We start from the raw sequence: 24,361 nt of genomic DNA on the forward strand, positions 1-24,361 counted from the left end.
TACAAATCAGACGAGTAATTAAATTATGAACGAATCAAATCAAAGAAATGAAAAAAGTACAAACTTTAGCGCTGTTATTTATGGCAGTTTCTTTTGTTGCTCAGGGGCAGCAATCAAAGAAGAGTAATTCAAAAAACTCAGGAAAACCTAACATTATTATCATCCTTGCCGATGATGTTGGTATCTGGAATATAAGCGCTTATCATCGGGGCATGATGGGAGGCCGAACTCCAAATATTGACAGAATTGCAAGTGAAGGAGCTTTGTTTACGGATTATTATGGACAGCAATCCTGTACGGCAGGACGAGCTGCACTTATTTTGGGTCAATCACCCTTTAGGACCGGTTTATTAAAAGTGGGTCTGCCGGGGGCTAAACAAGGTGTGCAGGAGGTAGATCCTACCATTGCTGATTTGCTTAAAACGCAGGGTTACGCAACAGCGCAAGTTGGTAAAAATCATTTAGGCGACCGTAATGAATTTCTGCCTACTGTACATGGTTTTGATGAATTTTTTGGAAATCTGTATCACCTTAATTCTGAAGAAGAACCAGAAGATCCTGATTACCCTAAAGATCCTTCATTCCACCAAAAATTTGGACCCCGGGGAGTGTTAGACTGTAAAGCAACTGATACAGATGACCTGGCGGTGGACCCACGTTTTGGCAAGGTAGGAAAACAGACTATCAAAGACACTGGGCCATTGACAAAAAAACGTATGGAAACGGCAGAGGAAGAACTGCTGCCGCGTTCGCTTCAATTTATTGAAAAATCGGCTAAGGCAAACAAACCGTTTTTTCTATGGCACAATACTACAAGAATGCATGTATGGACACATCTTTCTCCAAAATGGGAGAATAAAAGCGGTTTTGGCCTATTTGCAGATGGCATGATGGAACTTGATTATAATGTGGGAGAAATTCTGAAGAAATTGGAAGAGCTTGGAATTGCAGATAATACTATAATAGTATTTACCAGTGACAACGGGGCTGAAATGTTCTCCTGGCCTGATGGGGGGATGGTACCTTTTAAAGGGGAGAAAGGAACAACTTTTGAAGGCGGTTTCAGGGTTCCTTGTGTAGTTAGATGGCCGGGAACAATTAAACCTAATACTATTGTAAACGATGTGATGTCTCATGAAGACTGGATGCCTACTTTTCTTGCAGCGGCAGGTGATCCTGATGTAAAAGAGAAATTACTGACAGGATTTAAAGCAAATAACAAAACCTTTAAGAATCATTTAGACGGTTATAACTTTCTTCCATTTTTTAAAGGACAGGAGAAGGAAAGTCCGCGTAAAGAGATCTTTTATTTCGATGATAATGGAAACCTGAATGCACTTCGTTATGGCAACTGGAAGATAGAATTCTCGTGGATAGAAGGGAATCTTTTCACTGGTAAACGAACAAGTATGAATGTACCGCTAGTGGTTAATCTGCGTCAGGATCCTTTTGAGAAAGCGCCGTTCGAATCCGATTTGTACAGAAGATGGGCTGCAGAGAAGCTATGGACATTAGTTCCTGCTCAGGCCATAGCAGGTCAGTTTGTCCAGTCTTTTAAAGATTATCCGCCAAGTCAGAAGAGCGGAACTATGAATCTGGATGCAGTTATGGAAATGCTCTCCAATGGTGCCAGCGGCGGGGGTAAATAAAAGACAATATGCAGTAATATGTAATTTTAAAAAAACAGTAATAGCTAAGCTACACGCAGAAAATATGAACATAAAACTATTGAAATGCTTGGGTTGTTACTAACTCAGGCATTTCAATAAATTAAAAATAATATTATGAAAAGAATATATGTATTACCCGTACTTTTATTTTTCCTTGTTTCTTTTAATACAATAGAAAAATACACAACTATTAATGCAAGAGATAGTATTGCAGTTGTTGCAACTAGCCAGGATCCGCTGCCAAGCTGGAATGATGGACCATTGAAAAATGATATTACTGCTTACGTAAAAAAAGTCACAACAAAAGGAAGTCCTGATTTTATTCCCGTTGAAAATAGAATTGCCACTTTTGATAATGATGGAACGCTGTGGGCTGAAAAACCGTATGTTCAGGAATTATTTGCTTTTTACCGTGTTAAAAAAATGGTAGAAGCAAATCCGGCCTTAGCCCAGCAGCAGCCTTTTAAAGCTGTTGTTGAAAAAGACAAAGCTTTTTTTGAAACTGGCGGTGAAAAGGCGCTTATACAATTAGTTGCAGCAACCCATACCGGAATGAGCGAAGATGAATTCGAAGCCTCGACTGCAGCTTTTTTTGCCGAAGCGAAATATCCCGGCAAAAATGTAACATTGAAACAAATCAGGTACCAGCCGCAATTGGAGTTGTTGAATTACCTGCGGGCAAACGGGTTTACAACCTATATCGTAACGGGCGGTACAATTGAAGTGGTAAGAGCGATTTCAGAAAATTTTTACGGGATTCCCAAAGATCAGGTTGTGGGGACTTCTTTCAAATATACATTTGATGATGCTTCTAATAGTATAAAAAGAGAAGCTGCCTTAGACCATTTAAATGATAAAGAAGGAAAGCCGGTTGGAATTCAGCTTCATATTGGCCAGCGTCCTGTTTTTGCATGCGGCAACGAAGGCGGAGCAGGGGACATAGCCATGCTGAGATATTCTCAGGGAAATAAATATCCTTCTTTTCAATTGCTGGTAAATCACGATGATGCCGTCAGGGAATACAGTTATCAGGAAAAAGATAATTTGTCATTGAATGCAGCGGCAAAAAACAATTGGCACGTTATCAGCATTAAAGGCGATTGGAAAAAGGTTTTTGCTGATCAGTAATAGGTTAATAATCTATTTTATAAAAAAAACAACGGTTTTTTTTATTTGGCAGCAAAATCTGAATGCATTAAAAATTTCCCTGGCCAAATTCATCACGGTTCAGCTCGTCATTATTTATTTCATCGCTGCTGCGTTCATCGTTTTTAATCTCTGCGCGGCTGAGTTTCCCAATTTCGAATTCTTTTTGAACCGGGTTATCCGGGTCCAGTTCCCTGGTTTGAAATTGGCCGCTTTCAAATTCATCGCCCTATGGCTTATTAATTTGGTTTTCAAACCCCTTTGAAGGGTCATTATCTATAAGGTCCTTCTCTATGTCCTTCCCGGTTATGTCTTTGGGGTCGCTTTGGGATTCCTTACGGGGGGTCTCCGGGTCATAAGGGTTGCTCTTTGGACCTGCGTGTTTTGGGTCTTTGTTTTGGTTTTGAGAATTACGGTGGTCCTTGTCGTAATTTTTTGTTGTATGGGAAGTTGTAATTTTATTTTTTGAATTAGATTATTGCTGTTGTTTTTTTTAAAGGGGTGGCGAGGGGGGAAGGTTGGGCGGTATGGCAGTGCTGGTTTGGGGTTGTACTTTATTCTTTGTTTGTACTTTGTCCTTTATGCTCTGCCTTTGCCTTTGTTTTAGTGCTTTGACTTTATGATTGTCTTTGTCAAATGTAAAAAGGATAAGGAACACTTTTTTTTACAGAATAATGGTTTGTATTTATAAAATAGCGATCAGTTAATCAGGCGGGTAGATGCAGTATTGTATATTATAGACCATGCTGATCACTGAGTTTTTAGGCTTGATGTTATTATTTTGGGAGCTTTTTCCCGCTATCCGTTACAATCTTTTGTGCCGAACACCGGCACAAAAGGATTTTCACTGCTATCGGGGCTAGGGTCCGATTGTCTTCAATTGGCGCCGTTTGGCTGTGGTGACAGGAACAGGATAATTTTCTATAAAATTTATGGACGATTTGAAGAGATTGGCGTATTATATTTACTGTCTGTCTTTAATTGGCTTTATGAATTTGGTTTGGATGTCGTGTTGGGGATTGATGGAAAAATTCATTTAATTTTTTATATAATTTTGCTGCAAATCCAAATTCCAGAAATTGAGATGGAAAGTAATTTGACAGCCATAACCTTTTATACAATAAGTCAGGAAATCATCACTAACATTGTTATGTGTGAAAATCAATTAAGAAAAGTACTAATTAGAAAAAGGATTTAATTGCAAAAAAATACAAGTGTAACATAATAATAAATTTTAATAATCATAGATTTGTATTCTAATGCTACTTTTTAAATAATTTAGAACTTAGAATAAAGTATTTTTATTTTTAAGATTTTTAATTGTTTGTTATCTAAATTTTCAATTTTACTTATATGAGAACATTCACGGATTTTAAATCATATAATCAGTTTATGGGTATGGAAATACCTCTGGATAACGATATTGACGTAGGTTATTATGATCCTCCAAAAATAATTTTAAATTCTCAGCCTGTTGTTGTCGATTTTTATAGAATTTCAATCAAAATAAAATATAAAAGAAAATCTACTCCGGATGTTGCGCCTGTTTCTGCGGTATTTTTTAATACACCGGATTTAATTATCGAACCAGGCTGGGATGCCGAACCTACTTATACCGGGATGTATCTCCAGCTTTCAAAAAAAATCATTGAAGAAAACAGGTTTTTATTCAAAACTTACTTAGATTACGGACAGCACGAAGCCTTATATTTAACCGATGACGAAGTTGAAGAAGTGTCTGCAGTCTTTAAATTAATGATTAAATATTATCAAAGTGAAATAAAACATTTTGGAGTTTTACTTTCTTATGTAAATGTGCTTGTATCTTTGGTAGAAGCATTTTACAAAAGGCAATTTTCCACTGACCCTAAACAGTACAACCGTGTTGTAACAGATTTTCAACAAAGTCTGATCGATTATTATAATGAGCCTGTAAAGCAGCTTCCAAACGTCCAGTATTTTGCAGATCAATTAGGAGTGACAGCGAATTACCTCGGTGATATCATCAAACACTTTACCCAAAAATCGGCTTTGGAGAATATCCACGATTTTATCATTAAAAGGGCAAAAGAATTGTTGGTCCAGAATCAAAAATTCAATACGGCTGAAGTTGCTTACGAACTGGGTTTTGAATATCCCAATTACTTTTCAAAATTTTTTAAAAAGCAGGTCCATCTCACACCAAGAGAATTCCGATTGCAAGCCATCGGCAGAAATTAAATAAATCAAAACACCTCCACAAGAGGTGTTTTTTCATTTTCAGTAATTTGTATCTTTTTTACAGGTAATCTGTTTCTGTCAATTATTTTTTACAATGGTAAATTTGCTAAGCAATTTTAAAACATCTTAAAATGAAACACGATAATACCAGTCAAAAGGACGAAAATCCGAGACGAAAATTCTTTCAGCAAACAGCAATTGCCGGGGCAGGCTTAATGCTTACACCAAGCCTTATCACTGCTTCATCCGGCAATATTGAAATTAGTGAACAAAACAAGGATAAAGAAAATAAAATGACTACAAGAAATCTTGGAAAGTTAAAAGTTTCTGCATTGGGTGCAGGCTGTATGAGCATTAGTGCCAATTATGGTGCGCCGGCAAAAATTGAAGAGGGTATTAAAACCATCCGCAAAGCGTATGAAAGCGGTGTTACCTTTTTTGATACCGCTGAAGTTTACGGCCCGTACACCAACGAGAAATTAGTGGGAGAAGCGTTAGCTCCCTTTAGAAATAAAGTGGCTATTGCTACTAAATTTGGTTTTGAAATTGGTGCGCCAAATATCACTTTAAACAGCAGACCCGAACATATTAAAAAAGTGGTCGAAGAATCATTAGCCAGACTTAAAACAGACAGAATCGACCTTTTATACCAGCACCGTGTTGACCCTAATGTACCAATTGAAGATGTTGCAGGCGCGGTAAAAGACTTGATTGCAGCAGGTAAAGTACTGCATTTCGGTTTATCGGAAGCAAATACTGCAACCATTCGCAAGGCACATGCTGTACAGCCTGTCTCTGCCATCCAGACAGAATATTCATTTATGGAACGAAGCGTGGAGAAAAATGGCGTGTTAGATTTATGCGAAGAATTAGCAATAGGTTTCGTTCCGTGGGGACCACTTGGAATGGGGTATTTAGCCGGACAACTTAATGCGCAGACACCTTTTGATAGTAAATTGGATCTGCGTTCCGCTTTCGAAAGATTTACAGCTGAAAATTTAGCTGCTAATATGCCAATTGTTAACCTGCTGAACCGTTTTGCATCAAACAGAAATGCAACAGCGTCCCAGATTGCACTTGCGTGGCTTATGGCTAAAAAACCTTTCATCGTTTGTATTGCAGGAACTAGGAACATCCCTCATCTGAGTGAAAATTTAGGCGCTTATGATGTCGAGTTATCTGCCGCAGAATTTCAGGAATTGGAGACTGAATTTGCTAAATTGAAAGTTTATGGCGGGAGAATGAACGCAATGCAAATGACTTTTTGCCAATAATCTAAATTGGGCAGCAATTAAAATTGACTTTCTTCAAATAGAATTATTAATATAGATTCAAAGAAGGAATGATCCTTTGAGTAACTCATTTGGCATAAGTGAAGATTAAATGATATTCAATTATTGTTACAAAAACGCTCTGCTGCCCAGAGCGTTTTTTCTATCAGTAAAATGTTTCTTTTTTATTAGTAATCCGTTTCCATCATGATCATTGCTTGTCTATACCTTTGTAGTGTAATTATAACATTAAAAAATTAAAAAATGACAAATAATAAAGTTTGGCTCGTAACCGGAGCAAGCAGTGGAATAGGATTGGAGATTACTAAAGCTGCGCTAGCAGCAGGCAATAAAGTAATAGCGACTGGCAGAAATGCAGAGAAAGTAGCTAAAGCATTTGGAGAACCTACTGATAACTTACTGGTGGTACAATTGGATGTTACCAATACGGAAGAAATAAATACAGCCTTGGATGCCGCCATAGAAAAATTTGGAACTGTTGATGTTTTGGTAAACAACGCAGGCAGCTTTTATGCCGGTTATTTTGAAGAATTGAGCCAGGCTCAGATGGAGCTTCAATTTGCAGTAAACGTATTTGGACCGATGAATGTGACAAGAGCTGTTTTGCCCATTATGAGAAGCAATAAATCAGGCCACATTATTACCGTTTCATCAACAGCAGGATTAGTTGGTTATGAGCTTTGTACGGCTTATGCAGGATCTAAGTTTGCACTGGAAGGCTGGATGGAATCCCTGCAGTTGGAAGTTTCACAATTTGGGATCAATACCACTATAGTAAATCCGGGATTTTTCAGAACCAATTTATTAGAGCCATCTTCAACAATTTGGAACGAATTGCATATTGCAGATTATGCAGAACGTATTGCAATGCTTCGTCCGGGATGGCAGGCAATGAGCGGAACCCAGGGAGGGGATCCTGCAAAATTAGCAGCAGGTTTACTAACTATTGCAAGTGAGGCAATACCTCCAAAACGTTGGTTTGCGGGCGCAGACGCGATTGCAGAAACAGAAAGAAAAATCAAGGAATTACAAGACCAAGCTGATGCCTACCGGGAATTATCTTCTTCCTTGGCGATTGATAAATAATATCTAATTTTTCAATGAAATTATTCAAAGACATAGAATCGTTTAACCGGTACATTGGTTTGCCAAAACCATTGGATAACAATATTGACATAGGATATTATGATGTTCCGGCAATACTTCTCAAATCAGCACCTGTGGCGATTGATTTTTATCGAATTTCTATCAAGAGTAATTTCATTGATAAATCTGTTCCCGGCTATGATCCACAAACCACTAAGCCTTTGAACGCGGTTTTCTTTAACAGTCCTCAAATAAGAGGCGGATGGGATATGGAGCCTGGTTTTAATGGGATTTATTTGCAGTTTTCTAAAAAATTGATCGAGGAGAACCGTTTTCTTTTTAAGAACTATTACAATTACGGACTTCACGAACCATTGTTATTAATTGAGGATGAAGAAAAGGAAATAAGAATGATTTTCAGTTTAATGCTGAAATATTATGAGAGTAAAAAAGACAATTTCACGGTGCTGATTTCTTATGTCCACGTAATGGTTTCCCTGGTAGAATCCTTTTATAAAAGACAGTTTTCTACAAATATTAAACAATACAGTCCAATTGTTTCAGAATTTCAGCAGCTGCTGATGGGATATTACAATGATCCGGTCAATCAGATTCCTGCAGTTCAGTATTTTGCCGATAGGATGGGATTGACTCCAAATTATCTGGGCGATATTATAAAGCAAATTACAAAGAAAACAGCCATAGAAAACATTCATGAATTTGTGATCGTAAAAGCAAAAGAAATGCTTGAAAATAGAAATGATCTCAATACCACGGAGATTGCTTACGTTCTCGGATTTGAATATCCAAACTACTTTTCAAAATTTTTTAAAAAACAAACAGGATTGACTCCGAAAGAATACCGTTTACAATATACTAAGATGCTTCAAAATTAATGTAAGGATTTCTTCTTAGGCAATACAGTAGAATCTATTAATAACCAATTTTTTTTAATGCTTTTGAAAGATTAGAAAAAGCAGGGGTGAAGCGCCGATTTGTCATTGATGTGGCAAATTCAGAGAACTACTATCTGGTCAGTTAAAAGGATAACGGTAAAATGTTTCTTTTATACTGGTAATCTGTCCCCATCATTTTCAGCACTGAGATCTAATTTTACACTATCCAATTAATCATCAATTCAATATGAATATCAATAGAATTATTAAGGTATCTACAGCAATTTGTTTTGCACTTATCGCTGTTGCTGCAATGGCGCAAAATAAGGCCCAAGAAAGCTCACAAAAAGAAATAAAGAATACAGCAGATGCAAAAACCGATGAATTTATCGATGGAATTGCCGAGCTAATGGCATATTCTGCCCGTACACCAATTTTGCGCACACCAGACCAATACGGGATGGCATACGAAGATATATTTTTCCCTGCAATGGATGGCGTAACATTGGAAGGCTGGTTTATTGCTGCAAAAAATTCCAATAAGCTAATTATCTGTAATCATCCTATGCCTGCCAATCGTTATGGCTACCCGGGTCATTTGGAACCTTGGAAAAACTTTGGAGGTTTTGAAGTCAATTTTTTACCGGAATATAAAATTTTGCACGATGCAGGCTATAATATTATTGCTTATGATATGCGCAATCACGGGCGCAGCGGTGCCGGTAACGGTGGTATTGTTGGACACGGCATCGTGGAATATCGTGATGTAATAGGTTCATTGCGTTATGCCAGGTCAAGAACTGGTACAAAGGATATGAAAATAGCCTTGTACAGCCGTTGCCTGGGCGCGAATTCCACATTTGTTGCTATGGAGAAATATCCGGAAGAATTTAAAAACATAACGGCAATGATTGCGCTGCAGCCTTCGCCTCCGCGCGCCTTTGTAAAGACGGCGATGGATAATGCCAAAATACCTAACGGTTATGAACTGTTCGATCAGGCCCTGCAAAGAAAAACCGGTTATGTATTGGATGATTTCAGACCAGTAGAAAATTCTAAGGCAGACTCTATACCAACACTTGTAGCTCAGGTAAAAGCAGATTTTTTAATGCCTTTTTACTATGTGGAAGAAATCTACAATAACATTTCTGCAAAAGATAAAAAGCTCTTTTGGATTGAAGCAACAGACCAGCGTTTCCAGGGATATAACTACTTCGGGCAAAATCCAAAAGTAATGCTGGAGTGGTTTGACACGCATTTTAAATAATAGAAAGCTTAAAAGTACATCAAGAAATAGATATAATTTAAAAGAAGATTAGAATGAAAACAAGAATATTTTTTGCAATGCTGATAACAGTATTAACATTCGCAACTAAAATTAATGCACAAACAAAATCAGCAGATAAGCAAAAAACTGTTTTGCTGATTAATGCACATTTAACTTATCCGGGATTATCAGAAGGTCAACTTAACAAGGCTTTTTATGACAAAGCCAAAGAATTTTTCCTGTCACAAAATTTTAAAGTTTTAGAAACAAAAATTGAGGCCGGTTATAGTGTGGAGCAGGAAGTGGAAAAACACATGCAGGCAGACATCATCGTGTTGCAGACACCCGTGAATTGGGAAAATACGCCTTGGATATACAAAAAGTACGTGGATGAAGTTTTTACCAGTGCAATGTTTAGTAAAAAATTTCTCTCCGGCGATGGCCGATCAGAGAATGACCCCACTAAAGAATATGGAACCGGTGGAAAAATGCAGGGTAAAAAGTTTTTGCTTTCTGCAACCTGGAATGCTCCCAAAGAAAGTTTCAACAATCCAAAACAACCGCTTTGGAAAGGCAAAAGCGCCGATGATGCTTTGTCTAATATAGGTGCCAATTATGCATTTGTTGGATACACGGTACTTCCGGGACATTATTGCTACGATGTTTTTCATAATAAGCATATAAAGGAAGATTTGGAAAATTACCCCAAATATTTGAAAAAAGTATTTGGACTTTAAAATAAAAATTAATTAAAAAAAAATATTTAAATAAAATTATAATGAGTACTACAAAAAAAGTTCTATTAATCAATACACATTTAACGTATCCTAACTGGAGCGAAGGCAAACTCAATGATTCATTCCACCAAAAGGCTAAAGAATTCTTCGAAGCTAACAATTTTGAAATTTTAGAAACAAAAGTAGAAGATGGTTATGATGCAAACGAGGAAGTTGAAAAACATCTGCAAGCAGACAGTATCATTTTGCAGACGCCCATCAATTGGTTTGGAGCGCCTTGGATCTATAAAAAATATGCGGATGAAGTTTTCAATAGCGGACTGATGAGCAAAAAATTTCTTAGCGATGACGGGCGGACAAGAGAAGACCCAGCTCGCCAGTACGGAACCGGAGGACACTTACAAGGCAAGAAATTTATGGTTTGTGCAACATGGAATGCGCCTAAAGCAAGTTTTGATGATCCAAATCAGGTGCTTTTGAGGGGAGAAGTACGGCCGATGCTTTAATTCAAATCACCAGTAATTATCGTTTTTGCGGTGTTGATATTGTTCCGGATTACAACTGTTTCGATATTTTTAAAGACGGTGATATTGCCGGAGATTTGGAAAATTACCCAGCCCATTTGAAAAAGGTATTTGGCTTATAGAATTTCGCCGGCAAAAGGTATTAAAATATAGTTTAGATGGAAGACTCCAAAAAAAGTATAAAGGCGGGAATAGTATTAAAAACGTATTTTACTTCATTCTAAAAATAAAATCTTCAATATCAATAGGCTCCCATTTTTATAATGTTATCTTTGGGCAATTAAATACATTAAAATGCAAGAAGGTACAGTAAAATTTTTCAATGAAGAAAAAGGATTCGGATTTATAACTCCAAATAATGGAGGGGCCGAAGTTTTTGTTCATGCTTCAGGTCTATCAGAAAACATCGCTCAGGACGATGCAGTGCGATATGACATCGAAGAAGGCCGTAAAGGTCCAAACGCAGTAAACGTAGTTGTAGCATAATCATACTATCACAGTGAGCTTTTAAAGGCACCTCTAACGAGGTGCTTTTTTGTTTTATGGATACAGGCATCAAATCTGGGTGCATTAGAATTTTCGCTGGGAAGGTTTCGTATTGCCCGGTGCACCGCCGTCTGTCGCGTCTCGGGTGAGTTCATCTTCCTGAAGCTCCTCATTGCTAAGTTCTCCCATTTCAAATTCCTTCTTTACGGGATTATCCGGGTCCGGTTCAAGGGTTTGAAAGGCTGCGCTTTCAGCCTCATTGCTCTTTTGGGTATCCATATCAGTTTGGGACCCCTTTGAAGGGTCATTCTCTATTAGGTCCTTTTCTATGTCCTTCCCGGTTATGTCTTTCGAATCGCTTTGGGATTCCTGACGGGGGTTCTCCGAGTCATAAGGGTTGGTGTTGGGACCTTTGCTTTTTGGGTCTTTGTTTTGGGTTTTGAGAATTACGGTTGTACTTGTCGTAATTTTTTGTTGTATGGGAATTTTTTTTTTATTTTTTTGATTAGATTATTGGTGTTGTTTTTTTAAAGGGTTGCCCCGGGGCAGGTTGGGCGGTATTGCAGTGCTTGTCTGGGGTTGTACTTATACTTTGTTTGTACTTTGTACTTAGTGAATTGTATATAGTTTTATTTTTTGGAGCTTTTTCCCGCTATCCGTTCCAATCTTTTGTGCCGAACTCCGGCACAAAAGGATTTTCACTGCTATCGGGGCTAGGGCTGTAAAACAAGAAAAATCTTATCTTAAGTCATTTCTTTTTGTTTTTGAGCTAAGAGAATGAGCAACGTTCTACTATTACAGCGAGTTTGGGAAAAATTAATCCCGTTAATTGGATTTCCCAAAATCATCACAAATAAATCATCAACTTCAATTAAGTCAATTGCCCAAATCCCTTGTAGTACGTGTTAGTAGCCGCTTATTCTAATTCGTCAAATTGGAATTTTAATTCTTCCGTTGCTTTTTCTCCAAGTAATTTACTTATTTGATTGTTGAGAAAATTACCAGGAAAAACTAAAATGCTATTACATAATTCAGATGGATAAATACATTTGTTATGATTTTCTATGGTACTATTATTATACCGTTTAAGTTGAACTTGTATGTCTAACATTTTCTGATAATCAATTTTTTTATAGTAATATATAAGTTTGTTTCCATCTATTTCTTTTGAGAACATTTTTGTCGGTTTCAAATCTTCCAACTCGAATATATCCTTTACTTTATAATTAGTTTCTCGTTGTACTTCTTTAAGGTAATTAAGCCATAAACCTGCAATTTCTTTATTGCGATTGAAAACAAGTTTTGTTGTAGCTTCTTCTATATACCTAATGTTTTCTTCCAGGTTAAAAATAAATTTAGGGTTGTTTTTAGTTGAACCTGATGCTTCTTTTCCAGAAATTACTTCTTGTAGCAGAAAATCTGTTGAAATTTTATCATTATAGATATTTATAGTTCTATATGTTGGAATTAATTCTTTGCTTTTCAACGGTTTGATTAAATAGGAATATTCTTGGTATATCAAGTCTGTACCACCACTTGATTGGCTGTATGGGTCAAAATTAATTCTCAAGAAGCAAAGTACAATAAGATTAATTATTAAAAAATTTGTCAATGTAATAAATGTAGCTTTCCCAAACTTTTGTTCAATTGCATAACCAAAAAATAAAAACATATAAATACTACTTATTGCTGAAAAAATATTTTGGATAAAATAATAAGTGTAATTTTCACTAGTAAAAAAAATGGCAGTCAAAATGTTAATTATTGGTATGGCAATCAGATGAAAAATTATTACATACGCCAAAGTTCCACCAACATATTTTTTACCGAAAAACCTACTTACTAAACAAAATATTAAGGCTATGGGAAAAATATAAAAAAGATTTAAAATTGCCGGTTTTATTCCAGCTGTTAGGCTAGTTTCAACACTTAGAAAAATAAATGTTGCAGCGTAAACAAAAAAGTAAAATAAAAATTGTCTAGTTTTTTGCTCTTTATTTTTTGATAAGATATCATTGATTGTCGTCCTTGGGTTTAAAAAAAAATTATAATACTCTGTAATCCATTCATACACTTCGTTAAAGGTAAAGTCTTTTTGAAATTCAAACATATAATTGGGTTTCTAATAATTAGTTTTTATTAAATGGCTGCTCACTTGCATATTGTGATAATTCACACAAAGCTACTTGTGGTAGCTATTATATCAAGCCCATATTTATTGAGCAATATTTTCTTTTTTATGGCAAATATAAAACGCTCTTTGGTAAAGTTCGTCATATGTGAGAATTTCTATGTTTTTTAAGTTTTTTCTAAACATTTCAAATGATGAAAATTTAATTTCATTGATTTTATCGTCTTTTATAAACTCGTTTAGATTACCAATTAAGATAAAAGCTTTAGGATTGTACAGATAAAGTTCTTCACCTGTTAAATAATCTTCTGAATCTTTAATTTCTGTTTTAGTTGAAATTTCTTTTATAGCTTTTTGAACCGTTCTCTGAACCTGAGCTATTGCGCCTGATAAATGATCAGAGATTTGCCAAGACTCTTCGCGATAAGAATTTTTGATTTCTTTTAGTAATGAATGCGAACTTAATTTTAGTTCACAGAAACAAAGTGAATTGATTGCGCCTTGTGATTTTAATAATGCATCTATTCTTTTGCCTTTTGCTAAAAAATTTGAACCAGATGTTACTTGTTCTAATTTTTTTTCATCCAATTCTGAATTAAAAATATAATCTAAACCGTAGCCTAATATCCAAGTGTTTTTTTCGAAAAATTTTTGCCAAACGGCTTCATCTCCCTGACTTTTATTTAATTCATTTTTGATCTGCTCCTTGTACTCATCGAAAAAGCCATCAAGGTTTAAAAGTTTATCAAAAATTTCTAATTGATTTTTTCTGTAACCGAAATTGATAATATCTTTAGAGGTAACATTATTACTTAAAGCTTCTTGTAATATTTCCAAATTTTCGGCAATCAATTTTACTGCTTGATCTTTATTTAAAAGCATTTTTGCAAGTTCAGCATCACTAATATTAAATGTGTTGTCATTTGGAAATTCAACTTCTTTAATGCTTTTTAGAAATTGATAGAGATGTTCTACTTCTCTGCCGTGAAATGAAGCTTCTTTCTGAGAATTTTTTAGAGGATTTCTCTTGACATCAAATTGCTGGAGGACGAGTTTCTCAATATTTCGATTGTCATCTTGAAAAAACAAAGCTTTTAACTGTCTTAGGCCACTTAAAGTGTGCCCTAATGTTGTTTCATCTTTTAGAAGATATTCGTTTTCTTGATGGTCTAATATTTTATGCGCAAATTTTTTCTTAAAGTTAGAGAAAGTTGGCTGAAAACTTTTCGAAAAATATGTTTTACCAACTACGCGCTGTGACGCATGGAATTCATCTTGATTCATTTCTTCATTCATAGTTATAAATTTATTGAATAGGTGATATGGATTTTATATAAATTACTAGCGCTAAAAGCAGTGTAGGATTAAATTAAGGCCATTATTCGGATTTGCCAAATATCCCAAACATCAACCAACTTCCCATTTGGTCTAAAACTAAATTGTATCTAGCGAGGGTTAGCGGCAGTTATTCCACTTCGGTTAATGCTCCCAGTTCATGTTGAATACTTGAAATTTCCTTTATTTGAAATTTAGCTACGCCTAAGCCTAAAGGGAAATATGGATGTGCATTATCGTAATCGTAAAAGAATTTTATTATCGATACAGATGAACCAATGATCCTAAAAATATCGTTCTCAAGTAACCTATCATATAGATCTGAATTTAATTGAGTTCCGTCCTCGATAGTTTTTTGGTGAACAATTTGATTTCTAATTTGTTCCAATTTTTTAAATTGTGGCCAGAATGATTGATTCTTTATGTTTTCAGTTTTTAAAAAGATAGGAAGTATTTCACTGATTTTTTGTGAAGTAGAAAACCATCTTTCAATATTTTCTTTTGTCCATAATTCTTTAACTTGTTTTTCATTTACTCTTTCGTAAATAAAATCATTTGGTATGGATGCATTAGCAAAAGATTCAACAGCAATATAAGCAAAAATTACACTTGTTGTTATTGATTCAAAATATTCATAAAGATCAACCTTGTCTTTTTCTTTAAGCTTAATTAATTTTTGCTCACGCGTTCCGAGTAAAACTTTTAAATGTTTTTTGACTTTTTATATGATTTCTTCATTAAACTTAATGATAAAGAAATATTATTTGGTGTATAATAAACTATCTTTTTGTCGGAATGTTTTGCCTCTTTTCCCTTATTTAGGAAATATATTTTATCTGTTTCCTTGTCATGAAGTTTAATCATTCTTTCATCTCTGATGTCATTCTTAAATGAATTTTCATCTAGATGTCCGCCGTATTCTAATACATGATTGAAGTTTTCATAAAGTTTATTTTGTTTTAAAACAGAATTTTCGAACAAATTTACATATATTGATTTTATATGTATTAACTCATGGGCAGAGTATATAGAACTTAAATTTTCGTTATTAACTAGATTTAAAATTTCAATATCTAAAAGTATAATATTTTGATCAGTTAGTGCTAGAAATAAAATCCCATAATATATCAGGTCATGTTGTTTATTTTTGTAATAAGGAGTCTTCAGACAAATTGTATCTTCTATTAAAAAGAATGATTTATTATCCTCATAAGTTTTGTCACGCAACCATGACCAACCTTCAGGTAAATTCCTTTTTATTGAGTCGAAATATTTGTTTAATCGAATATTATTCTTAGAAGTAATTGTTAAATCTGTAAAAACATTTTGTTCAGACATATATTAGAGAAGTAAATTAATTTAAAAAATCTATTTTTTTTTGTAAGGATTATTTTGTTTTTTACCAATCCATGTCTGCCGAATTATCAAAAACTCCTTGTAAATAATCACAAAATTTCTGCATTGTTTCGGCATCGTGCATAGCTGATTCATAAAATCCATTATTGGCATGTGGTAATATGGTTATTAAACCATGATATTGTGTATAAATTAAAGCCGGTTTTAAATTACTGTTATTTAAATCAGTAATAAAAGACTCAATTAAATTAATAACTTCATTTTCATTAAATTCAAGTGTTCCTTGAAATGAAAATCGATTTCGATTCTTTTTAAAACTCATTGTTACAGGGACAGCACCAGCACCAGAATGAAAATAGAATGCATTTCCCGCTTTTCCAAAAGCTCCATGAGCAACAAAATTTCTTACTTGATTTCTAACTAATAACAAATCATTAAGATATTTATTTAAAATTGGGTCTGAAATTGCTATATTAAATTTTTCTTTCCATTCTCCATCTATTAACTTAGTAACTTCAACACCAGTTTTAACCTTCTGAGTAATTATCGCAAGATGAATAAATAAATGTTCTGTCCAACTAAAAAATGACTCAATAACAGATATAGCTAACCATTTGGCATTTTTTCTTGCATCAGAATATTTTTGAGAATCAAAAATAAAATTGACAGTAGTTGAATTTTTCTCTTTCGAAAAATTTCTTAACTTTTGATTTTCTGATTTATAGAGATTTAAAAAGTATGTAAAACGATCAAATAGATTTTCATTGTTGTTTACAATGTTGATTTGTGAGCTCTTAATTGCTTGTTCAGCTAAATAGTTAAAGTATGGTCTTGAAGATTTTATTGCAGCATTAATTTTGCGTGTAATTATTTTAGCATCATCTTCATCCTCCTGTTTATCAATGAAAATTCCAACACCCATTTTACGATGCTCAATTAAAAATACCTTTCCATTATATTCAACAGGAATAGACCATGCTAATTTTTCAAATTTACCAAGATTTCTAAAATCTAATAAGTTCACAAATAGAAAATAAACTAAATAATAATCTTGTATTTGTCGACCGGCCTCACTTCTAATAGCATTATGTAAAAAGAAACTGCTGACTTTAATCTTTTCACCGGCTGGTTTAACAGGACTTAATATTTTTAAGGCATTTTCTTTATACTTTACTATATCTATACTCATTTTGTTTCTAAAATTACATCCCTCTTATTTGGACTTGCAACAAAAAGTCGGACAAATTTTCTAAGACCTATGCTACACTTTCTATTTTATAAAATTCTAGTTCCATTTCTTTAGGTGTTTTATATCCCAAAGAAGAATGCAGACGTTTTCTATTATACCATACTTCTATATATTCAAAGACTGCTAATTTAGCTTCTTCAATGGTTGTGAATTTATGCTGATAGATAAGTTCTGCTTTAAGGGTCTTGAAAAAACTTTCAGCTACAGCATTATCCCAACAATTAGCTTTTCTACTCATACTTTGAGTGATTAAAGTATTTTTATTAATCAATTTTCTGAATTCTATCGAAGCATATTGTATTCCTCTATCTGAATGAAAAAGTAAAGATTCTGTTATTTCTCTTTTTGATACTGCCATTTTCCAAGCTGGAATAATCGTTTGATCGGTATACATTCGTGTGCTTAATGACCATCCTATAACCTGCCTGTCATATAAATCAATAATAGTAGTAAGATATAACCAGCCGGCAGCTGTTCTTATATAGGTTATATCAGACACCCAAACCTCATTAAGTGATTTTGGTGTAAAATTTCTATTGAGATGATTACTGCACACTGGATATCGATGATTAGAATCTGTGGTTACTTTAAAGCGTCTTTTAAGTTTACTTCTCCAGCCATTAAGAAGCATCAATTTAGCAACTTTCCTTTTGGATATTTTATATCCTTTTCTTTTTAGCTGTTCCGCTATTCTGGGACTTCCGTAAGTTTGACTGCTTAGATCAAAAACTTCTTTTATTAAATCTGTAAATAGACTATTTTCTATAAATCTATTAGAAGGACCGCCACTGAACCATCTATAATAACTACTTCGGCTTACTTTTAAAACGCTGCACATCTTTTCAATAGGATATAAATGTTTATAGCTGACTATAAATTGGTAGATTTCCCATCGCTCTTGGAAAAGATGTGAACGGCCTTTTTTAATATCTCAAGCTCTAATTCTTTTTCTTTAAGGGCTTTTCGTAATTGTTTTACTTCTAAAGAATCTATCTCTGTCTTTTTAGAAATAATTGGTTGTAGATTAGTAAATGTTTTTTGAGAAGACCTCCATTTATAAATACGCTCTACCTGGACGCCTAGTTCATCTGCTAATTCTTTGATGTTTTCTCGCTCGTAACTTAATCGTACTGCTGATGATTTAAACTCAGCACTGTAAACTCGTTTTTTCATAATTCTAAGATATTTATTTTTATTTAAACAGTCTTAAAATTTATGTCCCAGTAAATGTAGCAACTCCACTTTATTATTTAATAAAAACGCAGGATGATTTTGATAATAAAACCCTGTTGGACCATCTAAAAAAACATCTCGACATACTGCAAAGCATAACAATTGATACCCTTCAAGAAAGTAAGGTCGTACTTGTTGATTTTCTTGCTTTTTTAATTCATTATGATAAGTATAGGCAATTCAGAGGAGATTTTCCTTCAAGCCGTTACAACGGGCATCTGGTTAGCCCCCATTACTATCCTGAAAAAGAATTTTTAGAAATTTTCGATATCATGGCAGCTTACAGTTTTAGTGCCGCAATTTCAGTTTATGAAAAAGGAGGAGATTCAAATGCTATCGCTTTTAAAATTCTAGATTGTCTTCTTTCACTACCAGATTTAATAATTTTACTTACTGTACTAGATGATCTTACCAAGCAGGATAAAATGGAGGCGGTGATTATTTTAATCAGAGAGTTTCCAAATGTAGTAACACGTGAATTTGCAGGACAGATTGGCTACATAATAGGAAGACTTGATCTTGAGCCTGTAAATACTGATGATATTATTTCTGATAAATGGCTGGATCAGCTACATGAAAATGTATATAATTTGGCAATTGAAAAGTTTAAACTGGAATAATTTTAATTAATGCAGGAACAGATACGGATTACAAGTACAGTTTGTTGTAATTAGTCCATTCAGTGGTGGTGTAATCACAGCCATATAAATAATTACTGCAGCCAAAGAATTTATAGGTATTGCCGTTGCTGGCAGTTCCGGTTTTTCTCACCACAATATCTGCAGTTTTACAATTCGGACACTTTTTATTTGGCGAGAGCCCGGTTTTAACTTCAAGTTCAGTGATAAATTTTGATTTGTTATAGCTATCTGCTACAAAATAAACTTGATCTTTTGCCCGGGTCATAGCTACATAGAACAAACGTCTTTCTTCACCGTTTTCAAATTGGTCAGCATTACTCAATAGTAAATTAAGTACAGGATCATCAGACATTTCGGAAGGAAAACCAAATTTTCCTGAATTACAATTCAGTACTATAATAATATCTGCTTCAAGTCCTTTGGACTTATGAACAGTCATAAACTGTGCTTCCAATTTTCTTGTTACTCCTGTATCAATCAGCGTGCTGTAAGTTATTTTTGCATTAGTACTGTCAATTTTTAAAAGTCCATTTTCATTTTTTATTCTATTAATATCAAAACTATACCTGCCCAAAATAAGTATTTCTTTTTCTGCAATTGACTCATCGACAATGAGAAGTTGTGTAAAAATTCCTAGAATTGCTTCTGTATCATCCTGATAACCTGAATTGGAATAATGTATTTTATAATTGGTGCTTTGCGTGCCGCCTCCGGGGTTTAGTTTTTTCTGCGTTTGGTTTGGGTTTTTCTGAATAAAGTCACTTGAAATTCCAATCAGTGGATTATTAAAACGGTAGGTTGTTTCAATTTTGCTTTTTACAGTAAAGCCAAAATACTTTTCGAACTCTTTGAAAAGTGCAATATCACTACCCGTAAAGCGGTAAATAGACTGCCAGTCGTCTCCAACACAGAAGAGTTTGCAATATGGATTGTTTTTTTTAATAGCTTTTACGAGCTGGTACCTTCCAATGGAAATATCCTGAAATTCGTCTATTATTACATAGCTGTATTTTTTGTTGAATGCGCCATTTGAGATATAGCCAGAGGCTTTATTGATCATATCATTAAAGTCAATTTCATTTCTATCCTTGAGATAACTTTCATAACGTTTAAAGATTGGTTCAATGATTTCAATAAACAGTTTATTTCTGTCTCTGAAAAAAGGTGCTTTTTCAGAATTGTTTTTAGCCAGCAGACTGGTAATGGAATAATTGTTTGATTTTAATAAAGTGATAAAGGTGCCAAATAATGTAATGAAACTGTTTACCTCATCATTGGCGGCCTGGGTGATGATATTCCAGATTTCTTCAGATGGTCTAGGCTTTAAAATTATGCCAACGGCTTCCAGATTGGCTTTTAAATTGCGGTACAGAATGTTTTCACTCATTTCATAACTGTAGCTTTCTATTAAGATAGTATTGTTTTTTTGATGAAGTTCCTGCTTCCATTTCATATCATCCTGGTACTTCTGAGTTGGTGTGCGGTTCATGTCGCCTTCGAACCATTTAGGAACTGAACCGTTTCTTGAAATACCGAAATGCTCCAAATAGACTTTTTTACCATTTTGAGTTATGGTAAAGTCAGGTTTATACTGCCTGAATTTCTCGTTGGCCGTATTATGCTCATAAGGATACTCATATTCATAATCAATTCCATTGAATAAAAGAAAATTGGCTATTTTGCATTCTTCAATGCTTTTAACCACTTCCATTTTAAAAGTGATTTTTCCCTTGGCAGTAACTTCAATAAGTTTGTAACTCTGGAAGTTTTGGTCTTTAAGATATTGGATGTAATCTCCTTTATTTTCAAATTCAAATTGGGATTTGCTTGGTTTGAGAAAGTCTAAAAAGTATCGAGTTACCTTTTCCAGATAATCAGAATTGGCAATTAATTCTTTAAAGTATTTGGTAATTAAAGGCTTGAATTGTGCCTCGTCAAAAATGCTTGGTTGCTGTCCTTCACATGTAACGATGATATCTTTACCAAATTTGTGGAACGTTTTAGCTTCCACGCCTTCAATATTAATTCTGCCGGCTAGAGTGGAAGCAGATTTGTTTGTGAATGAAATAAGAAGTATTTCCTCAGGCTTGATTTTATAGCGGTCAATGATATAATTAACCTTTCCTACAATAGTGGTAGTTTTACCCGATCCTGCCCCTGCAATTACAATATTGCTCTGTTCATCTGTAACAACTGAAGTTCTTTGCTGTAAATCCAATTTACGGCCTTCAATAGTGTCAAAAAAAGTGCTGTAATTTTTTAGCTCTTCTTTTACAAATCTCTGGTTGAATTCATCGCGCATTATACTACCGTCTGTACAGTAGTTATAAAAATTTTTGATGATCAAAACCTCCTCATTGGACAAACCAATATTGTCGTATCGGCTGCCTTTTATCTCATTAAATTTACTAAGAGTTTTAGTGGCCCAGACTGTCCATTGATAATGTGTAAAGTAACCGGTTTTTAAGTCGAGTAATTGATAAAATATCTGATTTGCACTCTTAATCCCTTCTAAATTGGTTTTAAAAAAATCATATAATTTTTGTCTTTCAATCTCAAGAAGTCTTTGCTTTTCTTCTTCATTTTTTTTCCTGTTACGCTTATTTTCCTGTGCGTTATAGTAGATTATAATGCCCACAACAAGAAATAAACACAAAAATATAAAAGTACCAATGCTATTCATTTAATTTATTTTTTGAGGTTAAGCAACCTTTAATACGCCAGTAAAGCGGAATTAACGACCAGCAATATAATTGCGAGCATTAATTTTTTAAAGTATGTGCCTAAACTACAAATAAATATAGAAAATTTATATAGAATTGATTGGATTTACGTACTAAATTTTGATTTTAAAGTTGCCGGTACTCAATACAAATCATATTTGAAATTCTATTTTCCCTTTTTAATAACCAAATGTGTTAAGGATAAGTTACCAACTAGTCGCTCGATTTCGAAGTCAACAATATCATTAATATCCTGTTTAATCTGAAGATAATTACGCTGTACTAAAGTATTGTCTATTCTTCGTATCACTGGAATTTCAGTATAGTTATCTATTTCTTTTTCCAGTGCTTGATGATCATTTATTATTTCGTTGTGAAACGTTTTAAGTTCAATTTTACACTTTGGATCGTCTGCAACCATACCAACAAATTCTCCAGAACTTAAAGAAGAGATTTTAGAAGCCGGAACTGCTGATTCCAATTGTTTGGATCGGCTTATTGAGGTGTCTGAACTGTTGATAGAGAGACTCTCACGATCCTGCATGATCTTTCCAAATCGTTCCGAAAGCTGTTTGGCTGTATCTCCTGTTACCTGACCGCTTATGATATTTCCGGTGATATTTAATATAACTTCTGCCTGTTCGCGTCCGTAATCTTTTCTAAGCTGGCTGAAATCCTGAATTCCCAAACAGGTGGCCACTTTATTGCTTCTGGCTGTGGCGATCAAACTGTCCATATTATTGAGATAAATGGTTGGAAATTCATCAAATATCAGACTGCTTTTGAGTTTTCCTTTCTGGTTAACCTGTTTGATTAATCGGCTGACGTATAAAGATAAAACAGCTCCATACGTTTGAATTTTCTGGGGATTGTTTCCCATGCAGACAATTTTTGGCTCCGTTGGATTATTAATATCCAAAGTGAAATCATTCCCGGAAAGAACGTAATAGAGTTGGGGAGAGGCAAGCCTGGCCATAGAGATTTTAGCAGATGCAATTTGTCCTTCTAGCTGCTCCATGACATCATTTAGATAGGCATTGACAAAGGGATTAATTAGTACATCAATTTCTTTTTCTGTTCTAAGAATGGTGAAAAGATTGTCGTAATCCACCTGCATCAGTTCAATCACATGAGGCAGGGTACAGAATTCACCATCATTGTATTTGCGCAGGTACCATATGATGGCAGTGAGGAAATTAATGGGGGATTCTACAAAAAAATCCCCCTGTTTTTTAATCCATTCGCGGTTAAGACCAAGCAAGATTGTGCGGGCTGACTCAGCTGCATCCGTAATATCGGTCATAGTGGAAGGATCTAGGGGATTACACCTATGAGTACGGCTCAGATCATCAAAATTTATAACATAGAATTTAGGTTCAACAACGTAGAGATGCTTTACTTTGAGCCATGTATTATAAGCAATTTTGGTCAGATCATCGAATTTAAAATCATAGATAAACATGCTGAATCCTTTTTTGATATGCTGGGTAATAACATGACGGATTACAAAGTATGATTTACCTGATCCAGGTGTTCCTGCAACGAGTAAAGACCGAAAAGGATTTATGATGTTGATCCAGCTATTTCGGATTTTGTCTTTCAGATAATATTGCGCCGGCAGGTTAATGGAATATTCATTTTCAAGCAGCCTTTCTTCCTGAGGAAATGTTTCGTTCTCTTTATTAAAAATATCTTTGTGATTTATTCTGCTCGTTATAATTCGAGTGAGTAAAATACCACCAGTCAGAAGAAGCAGATATCCACACGAAGTAAAAAACATGTAAAGAATTACCCTAATGTTTACAGGAAGAGACAATACTATAAACATATAACTGGAGAAGTAAAGGCATATACCTGAAATTAAATAGGATAAAGCCATTTTTAACTGCAGTTTTTCATTCTTTCTCCCTTTTGCACCCAATAGAGAAATTAGAAGAAAAGCAAGCACTAAGAGCTTTGATTTATGAAAAAAATTAAAGAGTCCTGTTTTATAAATATTGTCCAGAATGGTATCACTTAATGGACTTACAAGCTGCCATTGTTTAAAAGCGCTATAACCGTAGTAATAAAAATGTATACCCAAAAGCACAATGCTGATGAGGCGGGTCATGTCTAAAATTTTTCTTAGTGCCTGTTCATTTTCTCCTGTCTGCATCATCAATCATTCAAAAGGTTACATAAAAAAAATGTTGTTTACTTTAATTTGAAGCATTAAAGTTAATGATGATTTAATGATTTATTTTAGTCAAAATATGGTGGGAAACAATATTTAATATCATTCTTCTTCAGAATTGAATTCTTAATCTTATATCCATTTTTATTAAATAAACGCGTAAAACTACCTGCTCTTCTTTGTTTGTTAGTTAATA

Annotated in this window: 22 protein-coding genes; 12 read left to right on the forward strand and 10 right to left on the reverse strand. The window is 34.4% G+C overall.

Features of this window, described 5'->3' with window-relative positions; all coding sequences use genetic code 11:
* The first annotated feature begins 47 nt into the window (after positions 1–47).
* The 11 genes from CLU81_RS24795 (at position 48) to CLU81_RS24845 (ending at position 11,324) form a co-directional block, all read left to right on the forward strand.
* Entirely contained in the window at positions 48–1,649 is a 1,602-nt protein-coding gene (locus CLU81_RS24795; RefSeq protein ID WP_199174593.1) for an arylsulfatase, read from the forward strand.
* 135 nt (positions 1,650–1,784) lie between these two features.
* Positions 1,785–2,798 carry an HAD family phosphatase gene (locus CLU81_RS24800; protein WP_099712279.1) on the forward strand — a complete coding sequence of 338 codons (1,014 nt, stop codon included), beginning with the start codon at positions 1,785–1,787 and terminating at the stop codon, positions 2,796–2,798.
* Between the two features lie 799 nt (positions 2,799–3,597).
* The gene (locus CLU81_RS24805; protein ID WP_144444567.1) at positions 3,598–4,014 is read left to right on the forward strand and encodes a hypothetical protein; all 417 of its coding nucleotides are present in this window, start codon (positions 3,598–3,600) and stop codon (positions 4,012–4,014) included.
* Between the two features lie 155 nt (positions 4,015–4,169).
* On the forward strand, positions 4,170–5,036 hold the full coding sequence (locus CLU81_RS24810; protein WP_099712281.1) for a helix-turn-helix domain-containing protein: 867 nt from the start codon (positions 4,170–4,172) through the stop codon (positions 5,034–5,036).
* 131 nt (positions 5,037–5,167) lie between these two features.
* Positions 5,168–6,310 carry an aldo/keto reductase gene (locus CLU81_RS24815; protein ID WP_199174594.1) on the forward strand — a complete coding sequence of 381 codons (1,143 nt, stop codon included), beginning with the start codon at positions 5,168–5,170 and terminating at the stop codon, positions 6,308–6,310.
* 261 nt (positions 6,311–6,571) lie between these two features.
* Positions 6,572–7,414: an SDR family NAD(P)-dependent oxidoreductase gene (locus CLU81_RS24820; protein ID WP_099712282.1), complete on the forward strand. Its 843-nt coding sequence runs from the start codon at positions 6,572–6,574 to the stop codon at positions 7,412–7,414.
* A 14-nt stretch (positions 7,415–7,428) separates the two neighbouring features.
* Complete coding sequence (locus CLU81_RS24825; RefSeq protein ID WP_099712283.1) at positions 7,429–8,310, forward strand: AraC family transcriptional regulator; 882 nt, start codon at positions 7,429–7,431, stop codon at positions 8,308–8,310.
* Positions 8,311–8,557: 247 nt separating this feature from the next.
* Entirely contained in the window at positions 8,558–9,577 is a 1,020-nt protein-coding gene (locus CLU81_RS24830; RefSeq protein ID WP_144444568.1) for a S9 family peptidase, read from the forward strand.
* Positions 9,578–9,630: 53 nt separating this feature from the next.
* Positions 9,631–10,314 carry an NAD(P)H-dependent oxidoreductase gene (locus CLU81_RS24835; RefSeq protein ID WP_099712284.1) on the forward strand — a complete coding sequence of 228 codons (684 nt, stop codon included), beginning with the start codon at positions 9,631–9,633 and terminating at the stop codon, positions 10,312–10,314.
* A 41-nt stretch (positions 10,315–10,355) separates the two neighbouring features.
* Complete coding sequence (locus CLU81_RS24840; protein WP_233209771.1) at positions 10,356–10,820, forward strand: NAD(P)H-dependent oxidoreductase; 465 nt, start codon at positions 10,356–10,358, stop codon at positions 10,818–10,820.
* Positions 10,821–11,132: 312 nt separating this feature from the next.
* Positions 11,133–11,324 carry a cold-shock protein gene (locus tag CLU81_RS24845; RefSeq protein WP_099712285.1) on the forward strand — a complete coding sequence of 64 codons (192 nt, stop codon included), beginning with the start codon at positions 11,133–11,135 and terminating at the stop codon, positions 11,322–11,324.
* An 84-nt stretch (positions 11,325–11,408) separates the two neighbouring features.
* Here the strand turns inward: CLU81_RS24845 and CLU81_RS24850 are convergent, their stop codons facing one another.
* The 8 genes from CLU81_RS24850 to CLU81_RS24885 all read right to left on the reverse strand — a co-directional run bounded on the left by CLU81_RS24850 (position 11,409) and on the right by CLU81_RS24885 (position 18,568).
* Positions 11,409–11,603: a hypothetical protein gene (locus CLU81_RS24850; RefSeq protein ID WP_099712286.1), complete on the reverse strand. Its 195-nt coding sequence runs from the start codon at positions 11,601–11,603 to the stop codon at positions 11,409–11,411.
* Between the two features lie 637 nt (positions 11,604–12,240).
* The gene (locus tag CLU81_RS24855; protein ID WP_099712287.1) at positions 12,241–13,434 is read right to left on the reverse strand and encodes a hypothetical protein; all 1,194 of its coding nucleotides are present in this window, start codon (positions 13,432–13,434) and stop codon (positions 12,241–12,243) included.
* Positions 13,435–13,539: 105 nt separating this feature from the next.
* Complete coding sequence (locus CLU81_RS24860) at positions 13,540–14,751, reverse strand: Shedu immune nuclease family protein (protein ID WP_099712288.1); 1,212 nt, start codon at positions 14,749–14,751, stop codon at positions 13,540–13,542.
* Positions 14,752–14,920: 169 nt separating this feature from the next.
* Positions 14,921–15,178 carry a hypothetical protein gene (locus tag CLU81_RS24865; RefSeq protein ID WP_099712289.1) on the reverse strand — a complete coding sequence of 86 codons (258 nt, stop codon included), beginning with the start codon at positions 15,176–15,178 and terminating at the stop codon, positions 14,921–14,923.
* A gap of 314 nt (positions 15,179–15,492) precedes the next feature.
* Complete coding sequence (locus CLU81_RS24870; protein ID WP_099712290.1) at positions 15,493–16,128, reverse strand: hypothetical protein; 636 nt, start codon at positions 16,126–16,128, stop codon at positions 15,493–15,495.
* Between the two features lie 61 nt (positions 16,129–16,189).
* Positions 16,190–17,335: a hypothetical protein gene (locus CLU81_RS24875; RefSeq protein ID WP_099712291.1), complete on the reverse strand. Its 1,146-nt coding sequence runs from the start codon at positions 17,333–17,335 to the stop codon at positions 16,190–16,192.
* 67 nt (positions 17,336–17,402) lie between these two features.
* Entirely contained in the window at positions 17,403–18,323 is a 921-nt protein-coding gene (locus CLU81_RS24880) for an IS3 family transposase (RefSeq protein ID WP_144444448.1), read from the reverse strand.
* Complete coding sequence (locus CLU81_RS24885; RefSeq protein ID WP_099707978.1) at positions 18,266–18,568, reverse strand: transposase; 303 nt, start codon at positions 18,566–18,568, stop codon at positions 18,266–18,268. Before CLU81_RS24885 ends, CLU81_RS24880 begins: the two co-directional genes overlap by 58 nt.
* A 116-nt stretch (positions 18,569–18,684) precedes the next feature.
* Here CLU81_RS24885 and CLU81_RS24890 point away from each other — a divergent pair, with 116 nt between their 5' ends.
* Positions 18,685–19,248, forward strand: coding sequence for a hypothetical protein (locus CLU81_RS24890; protein ID WP_099712292.1), 564 nt, complete (start codon positions 18,685–18,687; stop codon positions 19,246–19,248).
* A 28-nt stretch (positions 19,249–19,276) separates the two neighbouring features.
* Here the strand turns inward: CLU81_RS24890 and CLU81_RS24895 are convergent, their stop codons facing one another.
* Positions 19,277–21,952, reverse strand: a complete 2,676-nt coding sequence (locus CLU81_RS24895; protein WP_099712293.1) for a UvrD-helicase domain-containing protein — start codon at positions 21,950–21,952, stop codon at positions 19,277–19,279.
* A gap of 206 nt (positions 21,953–22,158) precedes the next feature.
* The gene (gene mobC / locus CLU81_RS24900; RefSeq protein WP_099712867.1) at positions 22,159–24,147 is read right to left on the reverse strand and encodes a conjugal transfer protein MobC; all 1,989 of its coding nucleotides are present in this window, start codon (positions 24,145–24,147) and stop codon (positions 22,159–22,161) included.
* Between the last annotated feature and the right edge of the window lie 214 nt (positions 24,148–24,361).

The sequence above is a fragment of the Flavobacterium sp. 9 genome (assembly GCF_002754195.1).
Taxonomy (GTDB): Bacteria; Bacteroidota; Bacteroidia; order Flavobacteriales; family Flavobacteriaceae; genus Flavobacterium.

What these genes read in the sequence shown, in the direction of transcription:
- CLU81_RS24870 (WP_099712290.1), bottom strand. Translation starts at nt 16,128, where the DNA reads ATGTCTGAACAAAATGTTTTTACAGATTTAACAATTACTTCTAAGAAT.
- CLU81_RS24825 (WP_099712283.1), top strand. Translation starts at nt 7,429, where the DNA reads ATGAAATTATTCAAAGACATAGAATCGTTTAACCGGTACATTGGTTTG.
- CLU81_RS24840 (WP_233209771.1), top strand. Translation starts at nt 10,356, where the DNA reads ATGAGTACTACAAAAAAAGTTCTATTAATCAATACACATTTAACGTAT.
- CLU81_RS24860 (WP_099712288.1), bottom strand. Translation starts at nt 14,751, where the DNA reads ATGAATGAAGAAATGAATCAAGATGAATTCCATGCGTCACAGCGCGTA.
- CLU81_RS24850 (WP_099712286.1), bottom strand. Translation starts at nt 11,603, where the DNA reads ATGGATACCCAAAAGAGCAATGAGGCTGAAAGCGCAGCCTTTCAAACC.
- CLU81_RS24810 (WP_099712281.1), top strand. Translation starts at nt 4,170, where the DNA reads ATGAGAACATTCACGGATTTTAAATCATATAATCAGTTTATGGGTATG.
- CLU81_RS24875 (WP_099712291.1), bottom strand. Translation starts at nt 17,335, where the DNA reads ATGAGTATAGATATAGTAAAGTATAAAGAAAATGCCTTAAAAATATTA.
- CLU81_RS24815 (WP_199174594.1), top strand. Translation starts at nt 5,168, where the DNA reads ATGAAACACGATAATACCAGTCAAAAGGACGAAAATCCGAGACGAAAA.
- CLU81_RS24820 (WP_099712282.1), top strand. Translation starts at nt 6,572, where the DNA reads ATGACAAATAATAAAGTTTGGCTCGTAACCGGAGCAAGCAGTGGAATA.
- CLU81_RS24885 (WP_099707978.1), bottom strand. Translation starts at nt 18,568, where the DNA reads ATGAAAAAACGAGTTTACAGTGCTGAGTTTAAATCATCAGCAGTACGA.
- CLU81_RS24835 (WP_099712284.1), top strand. Translation starts at nt 9,631, where the DNA reads ATGAAAACAAGAATATTTTTTGCAATGCTGATAACAGTATTAACATTC.
- CLU81_RS24800 (WP_099712279.1), top strand. Translation starts at nt 1,785, where the DNA reads ATGAAAAGAATATATGTATTACCCGTACTTTTATTTTTCCTTGTTTCT.
- mobC (WP_099712867.1), bottom strand. Translation starts at nt 24,147, where the DNA reads ATGCAGACAGGAGAAAATGAACAGGCACTAAGAAAAATTTTAGACATG.
- CLU81_RS24830 (WP_144444568.1), top strand. Translation starts at nt 8,558, where the DNA reads ATGAATATCAATAGAATTATTAAGGTATCTACAGCAATTTGTTTTGCA.
- CLU81_RS24855 (WP_099712287.1), bottom strand. Translation starts at nt 13,434, where the DNA reads ATGTTTGAATTTCAAAAAGACTTTACCTTTAACGAAGTGTATGAATGG.
- CLU81_RS24895 (WP_099712293.1), bottom strand. Translation starts at nt 21,952, where the DNA reads ATGAATAGCATTGGTACTTTTATATTTTTGTGTTTATTTCTTGTTGTG.
- CLU81_RS24845 (WP_099712285.1), top strand. Translation starts at nt 11,133, where the DNA reads ATGCAAGAAGGTACAGTAAAATTTTTCAATGAAGAAAAAGGATTCGGA.
- CLU81_RS24795 (WP_199174593.1), top strand. Translation starts at nt 48, where the DNA reads ATGAAAAAAGTACAAACTTTAGCGCTGTTATTTATGGCAGTTTCTTTT.